Annotated in this window: 16 protein-coding genes; 10 read left to right on the forward strand and 6 right to left on the reverse strand. The window is 38.5% G+C overall.

All coding sequences use genetic code 11. The annotated features are described in order from the left end of the window. Nucleotides 1–74 precede the first annotated feature (74 nt). The 6 genes from Q763_RS13085 to Q763_RS13110 all read left to right on the forward strand — a co-directional run bounded on the left by Q763_RS13085 (nucleotide 75) and on the right by Q763_RS13110 (nucleotide 7,420). Nucleotides 75–791, forward strand: coding sequence for a hypothetical protein (locus Q763_RS13085; RefSeq protein WP_035135046.1), 717 nt, complete (start codon nucleotides 75–77; stop codon nucleotides 789–791). 25 nt (nucleotides 792–816) lie between these two features. Then, nucleotides 817–1,770 carry a bestrophin family protein gene (locus Q763_RS13090; protein ID WP_035135048.1) on the forward strand — a complete coding sequence of 318 codons (954 nt, stop codon included), beginning with the start codon at nucleotides 817–819 and terminating at the stop codon, nucleotides 1,768–1,770. A 129-nt stretch (nucleotides 1,771–1,899) separates the two neighbouring features. Beyond that, nucleotides 1,900–2,775, forward strand: coding sequence for an ACP S-malonyltransferase (gene fabD / locus Q763_RS13095; RefSeq protein ID WP_035135050.1), 876 nt, complete (start codon nucleotides 1,900–1,902; stop codon nucleotides 2,773–2,775). Between the two features lie 159 nt (nucleotides 2,776–2,934). Continuing rightward, a complete protein-coding gene (locus Q763_RS13100) occupies nucleotides 2,935–3,573 on the forward strand; it encodes an HdeD family acid-resistance protein (RefSeq protein ID WP_035135052.1) in 639 nt (212 codons plus the stop codon). A gap of 103 nt (nucleotides 3,574–3,676) precedes the next feature. Continuing rightward, a complete protein-coding gene (locus Q763_RS13105; protein ID WP_035135053.1) occupies nucleotides 3,677–6,409 on the forward strand; it encodes a DEAD/DEAH box helicase family protein in 2,733 nt (910 codons plus the stop codon). Nucleotides 6,410–6,478: 69 nt separating this feature from the next. Further along, nucleotides 6,479–7,420 carry a hypothetical protein gene (locus Q763_RS13110; RefSeq protein WP_035135054.1) on the forward strand — a complete coding sequence of 314 codons (942 nt, stop codon included), beginning with the start codon at nucleotides 6,479–6,481 and terminating at the stop codon, nucleotides 7,418–7,420. 11 nt (nucleotides 7,421–7,431) lie between these two features. Here the strand turns inward: Q763_RS13110 and galE are convergent, their stop codons facing one another. Genes galE through Q763_RS13125 form a run of 3 tightly spaced genes read right to left on the reverse strand, consistent with a single transcriptional unit; the run spans nucleotide 7,432 to nucleotide 10,006 of the window. Beyond that, on the reverse strand, nucleotides 7,432–8,448 hold the full coding sequence (gene galE / locus Q763_RS13115) for a UDP-glucose 4-epimerase GalE (protein ID WP_035135055.1): 1,017 nt from the start codon (nucleotides 8,446–8,448) through the stop codon (nucleotides 7,432–7,434). A gap of 14 nt (nucleotides 8,449–8,462) precedes the next feature. Beyond that, nucleotides 8,463–8,876, reverse strand: coding sequence for a hypothetical protein (locus tag Q763_RS13120; protein WP_035135058.1), 414 nt, complete (start codon nucleotides 8,874–8,876; stop codon nucleotides 8,463–8,465). Beyond that, entirely contained in the window at nucleotides 8,876–10,006 is a 1,131-nt protein-coding gene (locus Q763_RS13125; protein WP_035135060.1) for a DegT/DnrJ/EryC1/StrS family aminotransferase, read from the reverse strand. The genes Q763_RS13120 and Q763_RS13125 overlap by 1 nt, the downstream gene beginning before the upstream one ends. A 100-nt stretch (nucleotides 10,007–10,106) precedes the next feature. Between Q763_RS13125 and Q763_RS13130 the strand changes: the two genes are divergently transcribed. Beyond that, the gene (locus Q763_RS13130) at nucleotides 10,107–11,336 is read left to right on the forward strand and encodes a 3-deoxy-D-manno-octulosonic acid transferase (RefSeq protein ID WP_035135062.1); all 1,230 of its coding nucleotides are present in this window, start codon (nucleotides 10,107–10,109) and stop codon (nucleotides 11,334–11,336) included. After that, on the forward strand, nucleotides 11,336–11,794 hold the full coding sequence (locus Q763_RS13135) for a GNAT family N-acetyltransferase (RefSeq protein ID WP_035135064.1): 459 nt from the start codon (nucleotides 11,336–11,338) through the stop codon (nucleotides 11,792–11,794). The genes Q763_RS13130 and Q763_RS13135 overlap by 1 nt, the downstream gene beginning before the upstream one ends. 126 nt (nucleotides 11,795–11,920) lie before the next feature. On the opposite strand, the gene Q763_RS13140 is transcribed toward Q763_RS13135, so the two are convergent. Next, nucleotides 11,921–12,355 (reverse strand): carboxymuconolactone decarboxylase family protein, encoded by a 435-nt coding sequence (locus tag Q763_RS13140; protein ID WP_035135066.1) that lies wholly within the window; start codon nucleotides 12,353–12,355, stop codon nucleotides 11,921–11,923. Nucleotides 12,356–12,435: 80 nt separating this feature from the next. Continuing rightward, nucleotides 12,436–13,008, reverse strand: a complete 573-nt coding sequence (locus tag Q763_RS13145; RefSeq protein ID WP_035135068.1) for a Crp/Fnr family transcriptional regulator — start codon at nucleotides 13,006–13,008, stop codon at nucleotides 12,436–12,438. Between the two features lie 122 nt (nucleotides 13,009–13,130). Here Q763_RS13145 and Q763_RS13150 point away from each other — a divergent pair, with 122 nt between their 5' ends. Both Q763_RS13150 and Q763_RS13155 read left to right on the forward strand, forming a co-directional pair. Then, nucleotides 13,131–15,275 (forward strand): S46 family peptidase, encoded by a 2,145-nt coding sequence (locus Q763_RS13150; protein ID WP_035135070.1) that lies wholly within the window; start codon nucleotides 13,131–13,133, stop codon nucleotides 15,273–15,275. Nucleotides 15,276–15,505: 230 nt separating this feature from the next. Then, complete coding sequence (locus Q763_RS13155) at nucleotides 15,506–15,733, forward strand: hypothetical protein (RefSeq protein ID WP_035135072.1); 228 nt, start codon at nucleotides 15,506–15,508, stop codon at nucleotides 15,731–15,733. Between the two features lie 455 nt (nucleotides 15,734–16,188). Here the strand turns inward: Q763_RS13155 and Q763_RS13160 are convergent, their stop codons facing one another. Then, complete coding sequence (locus tag Q763_RS13160) at nucleotides 16,189–17,109, reverse strand: NPP1 family protein (RefSeq protein WP_035135074.1); 921 nt, start codon at nucleotides 17,107–17,109, stop codon at nucleotides 16,189–16,191. Nucleotides 17,110–17,147: the final 38 nt, after the last annotated feature.

Here is a 17,147-nt window from a genome sequence, read left to right on the forward strand (position 1 = left end):
CTAATATTGTTTTAAATCCGTTTTAAGACAGGAGCTGTTGTTTTGTATGTGTAAACCGAAAAGATTTATGCATTATGAAAAACATACTGATTCCTACTACGGTAGAAAATGACATCCTAACTGCGGTAAAAACAGCAGTAAAGTATACTACAGGTACCAATTGCAGTATTGTTTTAATGATGCTGCAAAAAATACCAAACACTTATTCTGCTTCTCAATTCCTAAGGGAAACAACTCCTCCCTGCACACCTGCACAAAATTCGTTATTAAACCAGTGCAGGGAGATTGTTACCCAAACAGGTAATTGCAGGCTCTTAATACATCACCAGTGTGGCATGTCGGCACCATTATTAAAAAACTTAATGGATCACCTGGATACAGACTTGGTTATACTTACCAGGTCGTACAAAGAAGAAAAAAACAGTCTTCACACCACCTGCCGACAATTACTGCTTAACAGCAAATACCCTATTCTTCATTTAGGGAACGAGAGTGAAGAATACAATTTCAATAAGGCCATGTATTTGGAATATTCTAAAGTTGATCTTGGCATACATGAAGTACAGAAACTAATCAATGAGCAGTTTTCATTTAAAATTGTAAGTCAGGCTAAAATTGAAGAAAGTATAGATGAGATGGTCCCGCATATAACAGAGACCATTTCAAAAAACAATATAGACATATTGATTGAAGCGCGAAGGACCGCAAAGAAAAGCGGAAGAAAAGAACAGTCCGTTAATCAAGATTTGGGATTACCCCTACTCTCTGTACATGCAGAAATGGTAACCTAATCCCGAATTATCAAACACTACCGCTATGCTATTAAAGAAAAAGATACCAATGAAATATGTACTGGGCAAGATTAAAGTTGAGCTTGTACTGGTACTTTTATACACCATAGGGTTTGAGTTAGTACATCATTACTACCATGCCTTATCTATAGATATTCCTATTGCTGTACCTACCATTATAGGTACTATTATATCGTTACTCCTTGCCTTTAAATCCAATCAGGCTTACGACCGCTGGTGGGAAGCCCGTATTGTTTGGGGCGCTATTGTAAACGATTCCCGCACACTTATAAGGCAGGTTATAGGTTTTTACAAAGACCCCGACTTCTCTGTAGAGGCAAGCGATTTTAAAGAACGTTTTGCAAAAAGGCAGGCGGCATGGTGTTACAGCCTTGGCATGTCACTTAGAGGGAAAGACCCATTACGACCTATAAAATCATTACTTACCGAGGAGGAGTACAATTTTGTAAAAAAGCACAAACATGTGCCCAATGCACTTTTGCTATTGCACGCAAAGGAGCTTAAAAAGGGCAATAATCAGGACAGGATTAATGTATACCAACAGGTAGAGATTGACAATACCCTTAGCAGGCTGTGTGACAGTATGGGTAAATGTGAGCGTATTAAAAACACGGTATTCCCTACTACATACAGTATGTATATACGATTTACGCTACTGCTATTCCTAACCCTGCTACCATTTGGCCTTACCGATTTCCTTGGGTGGCTGCAAATACCACTGGTAACTACTATTGGTGCTGCATTCTTCCTTATTGAAAAGATGGCCATACACTTACAGGATCCGTTTGAAAACAGAGCTACAGATACCCCCATGATATCCATATCTAATAATATCGAAAAAAACCTGCTGCAAATGGTACACGAGTACAGGGACGAGTACAATGCCGAGGACGATATGTTTGAGAGCCCTAAGCTAAACCACATGCAGCCCGAGAAGAATGCCTATTTTGTCTTATAGTTTTGTAAGGCACTTCATAGACGTTTGGTTAGCGTTCGCCGCCCCTTTCCCCGGGGCGGTTTTTTTTATGATATAGTTTAGTTGTGAAAAAGTTATATTTTTGTTGCAACAAAACAAAACTGAAACAACATGAAAGCATATGTATTTCCGGGTCAGGGTGCCCAGTTTACAGGAATGGGTAAAGAACTTTATGAAAACTCTCCCCTTGCAAAGGAACTATTTGAAAAAGCTAACGATATACTTGGATTCCGTATAACAGATATTATGTTTGAAGGTACTGCAGAGCAGCTTAAGGAAACTAAGGTTACACAGCCTGCTGTATTCCTTCACTCGGTTATATTAGCAAAAACCTTAGGTGATGATTTCAAACCGGAAATGGTTGCAGGTCACTCATTAGGTGAATTCTCGGCACTTGTAGCTGCAGGGGCACTTACTTTTGAAGACGGACTTAAACTTGTTTCCCAACGTGCTATGGCAATGCAAAAAGCATGTGAGATAACACCAAGTACTATGGCTGCCGTATTGGGCCTTGAAGACAAAGTTGTTGAGGATATTTGCGAACAAACCGAAGGTGTTGTTGTTGCTGCAAACTACAACTGCCCTGGTCAGCTTGTAATTTCGGGCGAGACTACTGCTGTAGAAAGAGCTTGTGAAGCGCTTAAAGCTGCCGGAGCAAAAAGAGCCCTTATACTACCTGTAGGTGGTGCTTTCCACTCTCCAATGATGGAGCCAGCAAGAGAAGAGCTTGCTGCTGCTATAGAGAAAACACAATTTGCTGCACCGGTATGCCCGGTATACCAAAATGTACCTGCAAGTGCAGTAACTAACCCGGATGAGATTAAACAAAACCTTATCATCCAGCTTACCGCTCCGGTAAAATGGACACAAAGCGTACAAAACATGATTGCCGATGGTGCTACACTGTTTACAGAGGTTGGTCCCGGTAACGTGTTACAGGGTCTTGTTAAGAAAATAAATAAAGAGGCTGAGACTGCTTCAGCTTAATAAAAATTTCTACTTTTTAAAGCCCCCGTTATTACTCATAGCGGGGGTTTTTGTATATTTATAGTACTCAACTGCCCCATTTACCGCTATTTAGAAATGTTTTTTAAAAGAGAAGCCGAAAACTTTACAGAGTAGGCATTATTATATACAACCAACCACATGAAAACATTTTTAAAAACCGTAAACAATGCCATTAAGTATTGGTACATCTTTTTAATTATCGGAGTTTTATTTGCAGCACTGGGGCTTTATGTATTTGCCACACCCCTAAAATCATTTATAACACTGGCGTTGTTTTTCAGCCTATCGTTTATCTTCAGCGGACTTTCAGAAATTATGTTTGCTTCCTTTAACCGTAAAGAAGTAGACAACTGGGGCTGGATACTGGCATCGGGCGTAATAAGCCTACTGCTGGGTATTATTATGACAGTAAAGCCTGAAATATCAATGGCTACACTGCCATTTTACATAGGTTTCATAGTACTTTTCCGTTCGTTTATGGCTATAAGTACCGCTATAGACCTTCAAAATTATGACTCATCAAATTACAACGGGCTTTTACTTTTGGGTATACTTGGTCTTATTTTCTCCTTTGTTATGCTATGGAATCCTATTTTCGCCGGAATGACCTTAGTTTTCTGGACAGGTGCCGCCGTGCTTTCCATTGGTATTTACAATATATTCCTTGCTTTTAAGCTTAGGCGCATCCATAAAACACATCAGGAAATATCAGATGAGCTTAAAGAAAAACTTCATCAGATAAAAAAAGAAATACACGAGGAACTGAAAGACAAATAATCCCCTTTTTTTAAATCTATCATCCCTTTCGCAGTAACGAAAGGGATTTTTATTTTTTATATATTGCCATCCTATTAACAAACCCGAAAATACACACCATACTTTGAACGAATTTCCGCTTCACACCAAATTCAAATATCCTTGGCGAAAATATCAGGAAAGGGTACTCCATGAACTGGAAGACCATTTATACAACAGGCACCTGCATGTAATTGCGCCTCCGGGGTCGGGTAAAACCATACTGGGACTGGAAGTAATGAAAAGGCTTAACCGCCCTACCCTTGTACTTGCCCCAACCATATCAATAAGAAACCAGTGGATTTCACGTTTTTGCGAGTTATTTCTTGACACAGATATTGTGCCCGACTGGATTTCACGCGATATAAAAAACCCTAAATTCCTTACCATAAGTACCTATCAGGGTATGCATGCTGCCTGTAATAACAGACAGGAAAAGGAAGAAGATATTGCCGAAGAAGAGGAAAATGGTTATAAAGAGGAAAAAAGCACCAATGAAAACCTTGCTAAAATAGTTAAAGGGTTACAGGCTCAAAATGTAAAAACCATTATTATTGACGAAGCTCACCACCTGAAAAACGAATGGTGGGATACCCTTACCAAAATAAAAAAACAACTGGATCCTGTAATAGTAGCCCTTACTGCTACACCTCCCTATGATGTTACACCTGCAGAATGGGAACGCTATACCGAACTGAACGGACCGGTAGATACCGAAATAACAGTACCCGAGTTGGTAAAGGAAAACGACCTATGCCCACATCAGGATTATATATATTTTACGTTACCCTCGCAAACAGAACAGGAGAGCATTAAAAAATTCAGAGATAAAGTACAGCAGGCTATATCTGCAATTAGGGAAGATGCTGTTTTTGTAACAGCCCTGGAAAGTCTGCCTGCCTATGCCAACCCTCAGGATAATATTGAATGGATTTACGACAACTTTGAGATTTACATAAACATCCTTATATTTTTCAACAGTATTGGCAAAACAATAGATCCTTATCATTTTGAGGTAGTGGGTGATAACACCGTTAATATACCCGAACTTGATAATGACCGACTCATATCCCTACTACAGTTCTATTTATTTAAAGAAAAAGAACTTTTTGGAAAATATGAAGAGCATAAGGAGTCAATGTTAAAAATGCTCAAGCATTATGGTGTAACCCAGAAAAAAACCATAAGCTTTGAGCTTGACAGAAAAGCTTCTGCCAGCCTTACTTCAAGCATCAGTAAACTGGATGGTATAAAAAAAATAGCCAATCTGGAATTTGGCAACCTAAAGAATGACCTAAGAATGGTTATCCTTTCTGATTTCATCCGTAAGGAATTTTATACATCGGGGGAACTTAATGATAAAAAGCTGGATAAAATTGGTGTAATGCCCGTTTTTGAAAAACTGAGAAGAGATAATCCTGATAATATAAAGTTGGGGGTACTTACAGGCTCATTAATAATTATTCCTAAAACAGCTTATACTTCCTTTAAGGAGAAAACCGAAAAATACAACCTTAAAGAGGTAAGCTGTACCCCTGTTCCTTTTGACGATAATTATCTTTTAATAACGCCAAACGAACAGCTTAAACACAACATTGTTACCATAATAACCCAAATATTTGAGGAAGGTAATATTGAAATCTTAACCGGAACAAAATCTTTACTGGGTGAAGGCTGGGATGCACCCTGTATCAACTCACTCATACTGGCGAGTTTTGTAGGTTCGTTTGTACTCTCAAACCAAATGAGAGGAAGGGCTATACGGGCACAAAAAGGGAATACCGATAAAACAGGTAATATATGGCACCTGGTATGCATAGACCCAACAGAACAGAATGGTGGTAACGACCTTCAAATGCTTCAAAGACGCTTTAGGGGATTTGTAGGCATATCTTTTAAAGACAACGAAGGAATAGAAAACGGCATAGCCCGGCTTAATATCCCAAAAAACATTTACAAAGGAAACGTTATAGATGCCAAAAATAAGGAGATGTTCTCGTATGCCTTAAAAAGAGATTTATTAAAAAAACGCTGGCATGACGCGATTGATAAAGGAGTAAGTCTGGTAGATGAAATAACAATACCCTACACTCTACCTCAGGAACATAAAGAGAAGACCATACCTCAGTTAAAAAACCTCTACTTTAACAGAACTATAGGTTATTTAATAGCACAACTCTTTTCGGGGATACTATTATACCTCACAACATCATTTGAAGCTCTTGGACGAACGGCCAAAAACATCAAAACCTGGACCGATTTTTACGTATTTCTCTCCCTGTTTGTGGGCGTTGGATTTGTAACACTAGGCAGGCAGGCGTATAAGACATTTAAGGTTTACATTACCTATCGTGATATAACAAAGGATATACAACAAATAGGTCAAACTATTCTTAAAAGTCTTATTGATGCAGGTTGTATACATACACCGAGTAACAGAGCCAGAGTAATAACCGATATAGGAAAAGACGGTGACATGTTTTGCTATTTAATGGGAGGTACATCTTTTGAAAAATCGGTTTTTACAGAATCGCTTATGGAGATACTTGCTCCTATTGATAATCCGCGTTATATAATAATCAGAAAAAGTAAAAAAGGACTAATTGTACAAAAGGATTACCATGCCGTACCTGAAATAATAGGACGAAATAAAAAGCTGGCACAAAATTTTGAAGAACTCTGGACCGAGTATGTAGGCGAATGCGAACTGGTATATGTAAGAACACCCGAAGGGCGAAAAACACTTTTAAAATCAAGAGTACGATCATTATCAGCACAGTTTGAGCCTAAACCGGAAAGAGGTAACAAATGGCGATAATAACACAGGCATAACACACTTATACGCAACCTTTTTTACTACAGCTAATCTTATTGGTAAACACCTTCTATGAAAAAGCTACTGATAGCTGTATTACTGCTATGCCTTACCTCATGTGCTACTATTACCAATTCCAGAACCTATCCGTTAAGGGTAAGTACTAACGCAAAAAATGCATCTGTAAAAGTGTATGACAGCGTTTATAAACTACCTACAGAAGTTGAGGTAAAAAGGAGCAACAAACCATTACAGGTTACCCTTACTTACGATACCATAGCAAGAGATTACACAGTAAAATCTAAAATAATGTCAAAAACTAGTTTAGACAATATTATATTTTTTGGTTTTTATCCTGAAGCTCTCCTGGTGGATATACTTACCAAAAAAGGATATTACTATGGCGACGAACTATTTCTGAATATTTACGACACACTTCCTGAAGCGAAACGTATAATATCTTCACGAAAAAAACATACTGCTTACGAAGAAAATAGTTTTAATATTAACATATCTATCCCTTATGCTAATATTTTTCTTCTTCAGCCTGAAAGTGAAGGTATAAAAAAAGGAGCAGGCTTTTTTGGACTTACTCTTGGTGCTGAATATTTTTATAAGAAAAATAAGTATGTAAAGTTAAATGCAGGTGGTATTGTTAGTTTCCCTATTCCATTCCCTGTACCTTTAATTAATGATGGAGAAGTAGAGACCTTAGTATCTCTCTACTCTACTCTTACCGATAATTATCAGTTAAACCGTTTCAGTTTAGGTTATGGTCTCAGTTACTCTTTTTACAGATATGATCACGATTTTGGAGACGATAATTATAATCAAAAAGATAAAAGTGTAAAAGGGCATGGCATTGGCTTATCTTTCAACACCTATTACAGAGTAGGTAAGCGTTTTAACATAGGCTTTGTATATAACCCTACTTTTATTAGTATATACCCGCAAACAGAACTACTTTACCAACATACTATAAGTTTTGACCTTTTGTGGAGAATACAGATATAAAAAATAAGGGGTTATTTACCCCTTACTTTCTGTTCCCATTTCCAGGCCGATGCCAGCGCATCATCGAGTGAGAGCTCTGCCTTCCAGCCTAAAACATTATTTGCTTTTGCAGTATCAGCATAGGCTTCAGCTACATCACCCGCCCTGCGATCTACTATTTTGTAATTAAGTTTTTGTCCGCTTACTCTCTCAAAGGCATTAATAACTTCAAGCACCGAGTTTCCTTTACCCGTACCCAGGTTAAACACCTCAACCTTTTCGGCATTCTTTTTATCAATAAGGCGTTGCAAAGCTAACACGTGAGCCTTTGCCAAATCTACCACATGTATATAATCGCGTACACAGGTACCATCGGTGGTTGGGTAGTCATTACCAAAAACCGAAAGCTGTTCCCTTATACCTATAGCTGTTTGTGTAATAAACGGCACAAGGTTTAAAGGAACCCCAAGCGGGAGTTCTCCTATATTTACAGACGGGTGTGCCCCAACCGGATTAAAATAACGTAACAACACAGAGTTGATTCCGCTTACTTTAGCCACATCCTTAATAATCTCCTCACCTATTTGCTTGGTATTACCATAAGGCGACAGTGCTCCCTGTATAGGTGCTCCCTCGGTAATAGGCATTTTTTCTGCCTGCCCGTAAACAGTACATGACGAACTGAAAATAAAATTAAATTCCTGTTTCTTTTGCAGTTCCTGTAAAAGATATACCAGCGAACCTATATTATTTTCATAATACAGTAACGGATTTTCCACACTCTCACCAACAGCTTTTGAAGCTGCAAAATGGATTATACCTGTAACATCCGGATATTTTACAAAGAAGTCTTTTACTGCCTGTTTTTCACGCAGGTCTATTTTTTCAAACTCCGGCTTTTTCCCGGTTATGGACTCTATACCGTTAAGCACATCTAACGATGAGTTCGAAAGGTCGTCTATAACTACCACATCAAAACCCTCGTTTTGCAACTCTACAACAGTATGCGAACCTATAAAACCTAAGCCCCCCGTTACAAGTATTTTCATTTTATATTGATTGGTTATTTATGCTTTATCGAAAAATCAAACAGTTTATTGCCCTCATTATCGCTGTAATTGTAGTTAAGATCTACATTATGCTTTCTAAAAGCTTCCATACCATCGTCAGTATCAAGTCCCTTTTGGGCATTAACTTCAAGTCTGTTTTTGGCCTCTTTTAAATTGACTTTATTATTAGCAACATCCAGCGTATAGTAATATTCAATACTAAGCGGATCTTTTTCAAAAACCGTACTATCCAGCATAGTTATCCTGTCTACCTTAACCGGGCACTCCTTATTAATTTCGGTTACCATGTCAGCAAGTTTCTTTTCAGGATTATCCCTAAACATATTGGCTACCAAAACTGCAACAAAACTCCCCATAAAAACAGCCACAAAGGCTGCTATCTTATTTTTCTTTTTTTGCTGATTCATTAAGTAAGGAATTCCAATACCGTATCAGTTATAAATTGAATTTGCTCGTCATCAAGCTCAGTATGCATAGGTAGTGACATTACCTCATCAACCAGTTGATTGGTCACGGTAAAATCGGCCTCATTATACCTTTCGTCAAGATATGCCTTTTGCCTGTGTAGCGGTATAGGATAATAAATAGCACAAGGAATTCCTTTTTCCTGAAGGTGCTTCATTAAAGTATCTCTTTGTCCGTTAAGTATCCTTAAAGTATACTGGTGGAATACATGGCTGTCTTTATCTCCTTTTGTAACAGGAGTAACAATATTAGCATGGCCTGCAAAAGCTGCATTGTATTTATCGGCAGCAGCCTGTCTTGCTTCATTGTATGAGTCCAGTAACGGAAGCTTAGCGTTAAGAACAGCAGCCTGTACACTATCCAGCCTTGAGTTCACCCCCACCACATCATGGTGGTAACGCTCATACATACCGTGATTTACGATACCTCTTATAACATGTGCCAGTTCGTCGTTATTGGTAAAAATAGCACCACCGTCACCATAGCAACCCAGGTTTTTAGAAGGAAAGAAAGAAGTGGAAGCCACATCACTTATAGCCCCTACTTTCTTTTTAGATCCGTCGGCATATTTATAGCTTGCCCCTATAGCCTGTGCGTTATCTTCAATTACATAAAGATTGTGTTCTTTGGCAATTGCCATAATAGCCTCCATATTAGCTGCCTGACCAAAAAGATGTACAGGAACGATAGCCTTTGTTCTTGGGGTAATTGCATTGCGAATTCCTTCTATAGAAATATTAAAAGTATCCGGTTCCACATCTACCAATACCGGTGTTAGCTGTAATAAAGCGATTACTTCTACCGTAGCGGCAAAAGTAAAATCGGCAGTTATAACCTCATCACCCGGTTTAAGCCCAAGGCCCATCATGGCAATTTGTAAAGCATCGGTACCGTTTGCACACGGGATAACGTGTTTTACACCAAGATATTCTTCTAAATTCTTTTGAAACTCATGTACCTGAGGTCCGTTTATGTATGCGGTATTGTCTAAAACTTCCTGAATGGAATTATTTACTGTATCTTTGATTTTATCGTATTGACTCTTAAGGTCAACCATCTGTAATTTTCTCATCTGCCTGTTAAATTTAAGCCATAGCAAAACTACTAATTTAATGGCTGCCTGCCAATGAAAATAATATAAAGTATTAATTTAGCAGCTCAATATTTCTGTTATGTTTTTTCTGTACAACCTGCTTACTCTACTTGCCGGATTCCTATTAAAAATCGTTGCACTTTTTAGCCACAAAATCAGGCTTTTTACAGACGGAAGGAAAACTGTTTTCAATACACTGCGACAAAATATAAACCCGCAGGATAAAACCATTTGGTTTCATTCGGCATCATTGGGCGAATACGAACAGGGGTTGCCGGTTATGGAAAAGATAAAACAACAGTACCCTAACCATAAAATCGTACTTACGTTTTTCTCCCCGTCGGGTTATGAGATCCGTAAAAACACTAAAGCTGCTAATGTGGTAGTTTATCTTCCGCTGGACACTGCCGCTAACGCCAAAAAGTTCATGGCGCTGGTACATCCTGATATGGCTTTCTTTATTAAGTATGAGTTTTGGCCCAACTACCTTAAGGAACTCAAAAAGGCCGACACGCCCACTTATCTTATATCCGGACTTATGCGCAAAGACCAGGTCTTCTTTAAATGGTATGGCGGTTTTTACAGAAAAGCACTGCAAACCTTTACCCGCTTTTTTGTTCAGGACAACAGCTCTAAAGAGCTGCTGCAGGGTGCAGGGTTCCATAATGTAATGATAAGTGGTGACACCCGTTTTGACAGGGTTAGCGAAATACTGGAACGCGACAATTCACTACCATTTATACAGGAATTTAAAAACAACAAAATTACTATGGTAGCAGGGAGTTCATGGCCTAAGGACGAAAGTATGTTCACAGATTTTATTAATTCGTCAAATAACACTAAATTTATAATAGCTCCACACAACATAAAAACCGAGCAAATACAGGAACTTAAAAATAGTATTACTAAGAAAACCGTACTGTTCTCTGAAAAGGAAGGTAAAAATCTTGCCGAATATGATGTTTTTATTATTGACACCATAGGCATATTGAGCAAAGTATACAGCTATGCTGACCTAGCTTATGTAGGTGGAGGATTCGGGACTTCGGGACTGCACAATATACTGGAACCTGCCGCTTTTGGCATCCCTATAGTGATAGGCCCTAACCATAATAAGTTTCCCGAGGCAATTGCCATGACACACATGGGCGGATGTATTGCCGTGAAGGATAAAACAGAGATGGAAGAAACGCTTTCATCCCTCGTATATGATGATGACTACAGACACGAAAAAGGCCATATTGCAGGTACTTTTGTTTCCATGAACCGCGGAGCGGTAAAACGTATTATGAGTAACATTTCTAACTAATGCCCGTTACCTTCAAACCCGTAAGGGTTACCGATATTGACCGTACTGTTGCCATGATGCAGGATTTTTATGCCATAGATAATTATCCTATAGATGCTTTTGTTTCCAAATCACTCCTAAAGGAGTTTATAGACAATGAAGAACTGGGCAGAAGCTGGCTTATTTTGAATAATGATGAGGTTGTGGGGTATGTAATTCTCACCTTTATTTTCAGTTTTGAATACAAAGGTCGCATTGCATTTCTGGACGAACTATACATAGCACCCGCAGGGCGTGGTAAAAGCATAGGCAAACAAACAGTAGACTTTATACACGAACAGGCACTTGACCTTGCCATAAACGTGATTTACCTTGAAGTGGAAGGTCACAACACCATAGCCCAGAAACTATATCTTTCTAAAGATTTTACCATACACAACCGCAAGCTGATGAAGCTTACCGTAAAAAATAAAAAGTAGTTTCAGGATATGTGTCATTTCGACGGAAGGAGAAATCCCTTATTATAAAACATTGAGATTTTTCGACTTCACTTCGTTACGCTCAAAATGACAAACTGAAACTACTTTTTTAGCTTTATAATAAAATTATTCCGGCATTAAGTGCGTTGAGATAGACATACGGTTCCAACCGTTAATAGCTACTATTGCTATAATAGCTACAGCAATATATTTCTCCCCTAAAAGGTTAACAGCATCTTCATAAGTACTATCACTAACACGACCTGTAATGTTTGTAACCTCTTCGGTAAGGGCAAGCAGCGCTCTTTCTTCAGGAGTAAAGTAGTTAGTATCCCACCATGCATTAAGTGCATAAATACGTTTTTCGGTTTCCCCGTCTTTCCTCGCTTCTTCGGTATGCATATTAATACAAAATGCACAGCCGTTTATTTGTGAAGCTCTTATCTTGATAAGGTGTTTATGAGCCTGAGTAAGCTCACTACCGTTAATGTATTTTTCCAACCCAAACATAGCTTTGTAAGCATCGGGCGCTACAACTCCTAAATTCATTCTTGTTTTCATAATAACTGTATTTTAATTTGTTAAGACAAAGTTCCTGTACAGCCGTTACAAAAAACTTAAAGCAGTTTAAGAAAACACATTTATCCCTTTTTTGCCCTGAGCATACTTAAAAATTCAGGCGTAAAACCAAGATAAGATGCCACAAGGTATTGCGGAACCCGCTGCACGAATTCGGGATAGTGTTCCGAAAAATGCCTATAGCGCTCTTCTGCCGAGAAGTTGAACATATAATGGGTACGCATAAGGGAGGCAGCATAAGCTTTCTCAAGCACCAGCCTGAAATACCGTTCCATTTGCGGAAGCTCCTTTAAAAGCTCTTCCTGCTCTGCTGCATCTATAACTATAATTTGCGTAGGCTCTACAGCCTGTATGCCACACTTGGCTGGCATATTGGTATTAAAAGTAAAATAATCGGTAATCCACCATCCTTCAATAGCAAAATGAATTACCTGCTCCACCCCCTTCTCATTAAGGGTATACATACGCACCACTCCGCTGTTTACAAAATACTTGCCTGTACACATTTCGCCTTCTTCCAGCAGGTGTTTCTTTTTAGCATACTCCTCTATTTTAAGATAAGAGCACAGTATCTCTTCCTCCTTTGGCGAGAGGGGCACAAACCGTTTTACATGAGCAATTATTTTATCGAACATTTTTTAACAGATTACCAATAATACCGAAAGATATAACACATATAGCAAACAAAAACACCAATTATGCTATTTTGTTTCAAAAATTGTAACTTGCGTCCACTAAACTTTTTTTAAGAAACACTATGAAATTTTTACGACTGCTTGTCCTTTTACTGGTAATCCCTGCCTATGCGCAACAGGGAGGCATGTGGATACCATCCCTGCTTAAAGGAATGAACGAGAAAGAAATGAAAAGCCTGGGCATGAAAATGTCGGCTTCAGACATTTATGATGTAAACCATTCCAGCCTTAAAGATGCCGTACCTCAGTTTAACGGAGGATGTACATCGGAAGTTATCTCACCAAACGGACTGTTATTAACCAACCACCACTGTGGTTATGGTGAAATACAGGCTCACTCAACCGTAGAGCACGATTACCTTACCGATGGTTTTTGGGCAATGACACTGGAAGACGAGCTTCCTAACCCGGATCTTGAAGTTACCTTTATAGTAAAAATAGAAGATGTAACTACACAGGTTTTAAACGGAACATCTACCATTACCGATGAAGAAGCAAAGCAGAAAAAAATTCAGGAAAATATAGCTAACGTAACTAAAAATTCCCCAAAGGAAAGCTGGCAGGAAAACAGGGTACGTACTTTTTATGAAGGTAACCAGTATATGCTTTTTGTAGTAGAATCATATACTGATGTACGCCTTGTGGGTGCACCACCATCATCAATAGGTAAGTTTGGTTCTGATACAGATAACTGGGTATGGCCAAGACATACGGGCGACTTCTCTATGTTTAGAATATATGCCGACAAAAACAACCGTCCGGCAGCCTACTCAAAAGATAATGTACCATACAAACCTAAGCACTACTTCCCTGTATCTATAGGAGGAATTCAGGAAGACGACTTTACACTTGTTTTCGGTTACCCTGGAAGAACTACAGAATATCTTCCTTCGGTTGCTGTAGAGCAGATTTTAAGCAGCCTTAATCCTGCAAAAATCGAGATAAGGGATGAAGCCCTAAAAGTGACTGATAGCTTTATGAGAAGGGATCCTGCTATAAAAATACAATATGCAGCAAAATATGCCCGTATTGCCAACTACTGGAAAAAATGGATAGGCGAATCTCAGGGTCTTGAAAAAACCAATGCTGTAGCTGCTAAAAAAGCTTACGAGAAAAATTTTATAGAGCAGGCTAACAAAACCGGAAAACAAAATGAGTACGGCAATCTGTTTAATGAGTTTGAGGCAAAATATAACGAAATTGCACCTTATGCCCTTAGCAGGGATTACTTCCTTGAAGTTGTATTAAGAAACACCGAACTGTTAACTGTAGGCTTCAGGTTATATCAGTTAGAGCAGGTATATAATATGAGAGGCGAGCAGTCGTTTAACGACCGTAAAGGCAACACTCTTGCCGCTCTTGAAGGGACATACAAAGACTTCAATAAAAACGTAGATGAAAAGGTATTTGAAAAGCTTATTGAATTATATGCTACAAAATCACCTAAACAGTTTTTACCCGCCGGACTTATTAATGCCGATTATAAGCTTTTAACCAAAAACATTTACGGCGAATCAAAACTTACCAGCTACGATGGCGTTAAAGAACTTTTAAGCGGTGATGCTAAAGAGGTTATGGAAAAACTGAACAATGATAAAGGTTTCCAGCTTGTAAAAGCCATATCAGATGCTTTCATTACTAATGTTAACCCTAAATACGAGCAAATAAACCTAGAGATAGAAGCATTACAACGCACCTATATGAAAGGTATTTTAGAGCTTAGTCCTAAAGATGCGCGTATTTTCCCAGATGCTAACAGTACACTAAGGGTAACCTATGGTAAAGTTAAAGGGTATTCTCCAAGAGATGCTGTGTATTACGAGCCTGTAACTTACCTTGACGGTGTTATGGAAAAATATGTACCGGGTGACTATGAATTTGATGTTCCGCAAAAGCTTATCGAGCTGTACAATAAAAAAGATTTCGGGCAATATGGTGAAAACGGAAAAATGCCGGTATGTTTTATAGGCACAAACCATACTACAGGAGGTAACTCGGGTAGTCCTGCCATCGATGCAAAAGGTAACCTTATAGGATTAAACTTTGACCGCGTTTGGGAAGGTACTATGAGCGATATTTATTATGACCCTTCTATTTGCCGAAATATAATGGTAGACATGCGTTATGTACTGTTTATTATAGACAAATATGCAGGTTGTACCCGCCTTATTGACGAGATGGAAATTGTAAATAAAAGAAAAAAATAAGGGTTCGGGATAACCTTACAAAAACAAAGTGAACGGTTAAAAAACATCTTTAAGAATCTTTTTGAGTACATAGTGTCAAAAACCCTGTGTTTACACCGAAAACGATGTATTTAAAAGCCTGAATTTCAAGCATAAAAGATTTTTAAAAATTTTAGCACTATTTATTTTGTGATGTCAAAAAATTTATATCTTTGCTTCGAATTAATAATTAACCTTTATAATTTAGTAAGATGAAAAAAGTTGTTTTAAGTCTAGCTGTTATGGCTATGATCTCTTTCGTTTCTTGTAAAGAAACTGCAAAAGAAGAAGGTACAGAAGCTCAAACTGAAGAAGTTGCTCCAGAAGCTACAACTGAAGAAGTTGCTCCAGAAGCTGCTCCAGAAGTTGCTAACGATTCTACTCCTGCTGCTGAAGAAGTTCACACAGAAGAGGCTCACGCTGAAGAAGCTGCTCACTAAGATTTTAGTAAGTAAAAGCATAAAAGCCCCGCAGTTGCGGGGCTTTTCATTTTAGTAAACCTAACAAACACATCAAAATCAAAATTTGATACTTTACTTGCTACAGTCCGGCTACGCTTAGTATTGTAACCTGCTGCAACAGGCCACAATCACAACCGGAGTTTATGGCAATATCTTTTTAGTCTTTTCAGTTTATTTTATGATGGTAAAAAAAGGGAATGTCGCGGATAAAACCTCCTTTAACCTGTTGACATTAAGTACCCCTATCATCTAAAAAATACTATTTAAAAAGGTTACCAAATTGTTAAATCAGGATTATTGTTCTTTAAAACCTTAAAAAGACAACCTTTTTGTAAAAACTGGTGTATAAAAAAACTGCCTTCGTAATGAAGACAGTCTTATGCTTTTCTTTATAAAATACTGAATCAGGTCGTGGTATAAATCCTTATAGTTTGTTAGTTGATGCTTCCTATAATAACATTGTTACCAAAGTCACACTGGCTGCAGCCGTCGGTACCAAAAAGTCCGTCAGTACCTTTACAGGCAGCAAAATTCCAGAAATCACGTGTACGGAAAAGAGGCCCTTTACCCGAAGCTCCCCATGTACCGCTAAAGTTAAACTCGGTTTTTTCGCAAGACATAGCTACTAAATCATTCCAGGTACCATACTCGTCTCCTGCATCAGCCGGATTTCTGTAATCACCATAGTAAGTACACTCGTAACCAAAGAAGCTTGAAGAACGTGAGTTATGATACATACCATGTGCTTTTTTACCCACATAAGCAACTACAGTAGTACCGGAAGATACATTTCTCCAGTCTTTAGTATACCAGCCACCATGCTGGAAATAAGTAACAGTTAGTATTTTTTGAGTCGATTTTTTAACCTGTAGCACGATATGCTCCCAGTCATAATCGTGACCTCCCTGTCCTATCGCACAAGGCTCCTGGCGTTTATATGTAAACCAGTATTCGATAAAAATCTTATCAGAATCAGACGGGTGCTGCTGCACATCATAATAAGTAGGAAAAACAGGTGCTGTAGGCGCTGTTGCATCTGTAAGGGCAAGTTGCCCTTCACATACCTTACCGCCATCGGCAGAACTGGACCATACCGCCTCTACAGAAGCAGGATAATCAGGTGCCGCACGGTCAAACTTAACAAGTGGTGCAAACTGGTTCGCCCAGTTAGCAGCAGTACTACCACTTACTTTTGTAGCACTCTCACTACAATTACAGTTTAAAAACGGATGAACATTAGTAACTTTTGTATTAAAGGCTACTGTGTTGGTTTCTTCTGTTTCCGGAGTGGAACATTTAACAAAAACAATTGCACTGAACGCTACGATCAGTACTCTTAGAAAATTGGTTTTCATCTTTATAAAAATTTTTTAGTTGGTTTCAGATTTATAAT

Source organism: Flavobacterium beibuense F44-8, assembly GCF_000769915.1.
Taxonomy (GTDB): Bacteria; Bacteroidota; Bacteroidia; order Flavobacteriales; family Flavobacteriaceae; genus Flavobacterium; species Flavobacterium beibuense.

Bases quoted from the DNA above. Each gene is read 5' to 3' on its own strand.
- Q763_RS13085 (WP_035135046.1), top strand. From the start codon at position 75: ATGAAAAACATACTGATTCCTACTACGGTAGAAAATGACATCCTAACT.
- Q763_RS13090 (WP_035135048.1), top strand. From the start codon at position 817: ATGCTATTAAAGAAAAAGATACCAATGAAATATGTACTGGGCAAGATT.
- fabD (WP_035135050.1), top strand. From the start codon at position 1,900: ATGAAAGCATATGTATTTCCGGGTCAGGGTGCCCAGTTTACAGGAATG.
- Q763_RS13100 (WP_035135052.1), top strand. From the start codon at position 2,935: ATGAAAACATTTTTAAAAACCGTAAACAATGCCATTAAGTATTGGTAC.
- Q763_RS13110 (WP_035135054.1), top strand. From the start codon at position 6,479: ATGAAAAAGCTACTGATAGCTGTATTACTGCTATGCCTTACCTCATGT.
- galE (WP_035135055.1), bottom strand. From the start codon at position 8,448: ATGAAAATACTTGTAACGGGGGGCTTAGGTTTTATAGGTTCGCATACT.
- Q763_RS13120 (WP_035135058.1), bottom strand. From the start codon at position 8,876: ATGAATCAGCAAAAAAAGAAAAATAAGATAGCAGCCTTTGTGGCTGTT.
- Q763_RS13125 (WP_035135060.1), bottom strand. From the start codon at position 10,006: ATGAGAAAATTACAGATGGTTGACCTTAAGAGTCAATACGATAAAATC.
- Q763_RS13130 (WP_035135062.1), top strand. From the start codon at position 10,107: ATGTTTTTTCTGTACAACCTGCTTACTCTACTTGCCGGATTCCTATTA.
- Q763_RS13135 (WP_035135064.1), top strand. From the start codon at position 11,336: ATGCCCGTTACCTTCAAACCCGTAAGGGTTACCGATATTGACCGTACT.
- Q763_RS13140 (WP_035135066.1), bottom strand. From the start codon at position 12,355: ATGAAAACAAGAATGAATTTAGGAGTTGTAGCGCCCGATGCTTACAAA.
- Q763_RS13145 (WP_035135068.1), bottom strand. From the start codon at position 13,008: ATGTTCGATAAAATAATTGCTCATGTAAAACGGTTTGTGCCCCTCTCG.
- Q763_RS13150 (WP_035135070.1), top strand. From the start codon at position 13,131: ATGAAATTTTTACGACTGCTTGTCCTTTTACTGGTAATCCCTGCCTAT.
- Q763_RS13155 (WP_035135072.1), top strand. From the start codon at position 15,506: ATGAAAAAAGTTGTTTTAAGTCTAGCTGTTATGGCTATGATCTCTTTC.
- Q763_RS13160 (WP_035135074.1), bottom strand. From the start codon at position 17,109: ATGAAAACCAATTTTCTAAGAGTACTGATCGTAGCGTTCAGTGCAATT.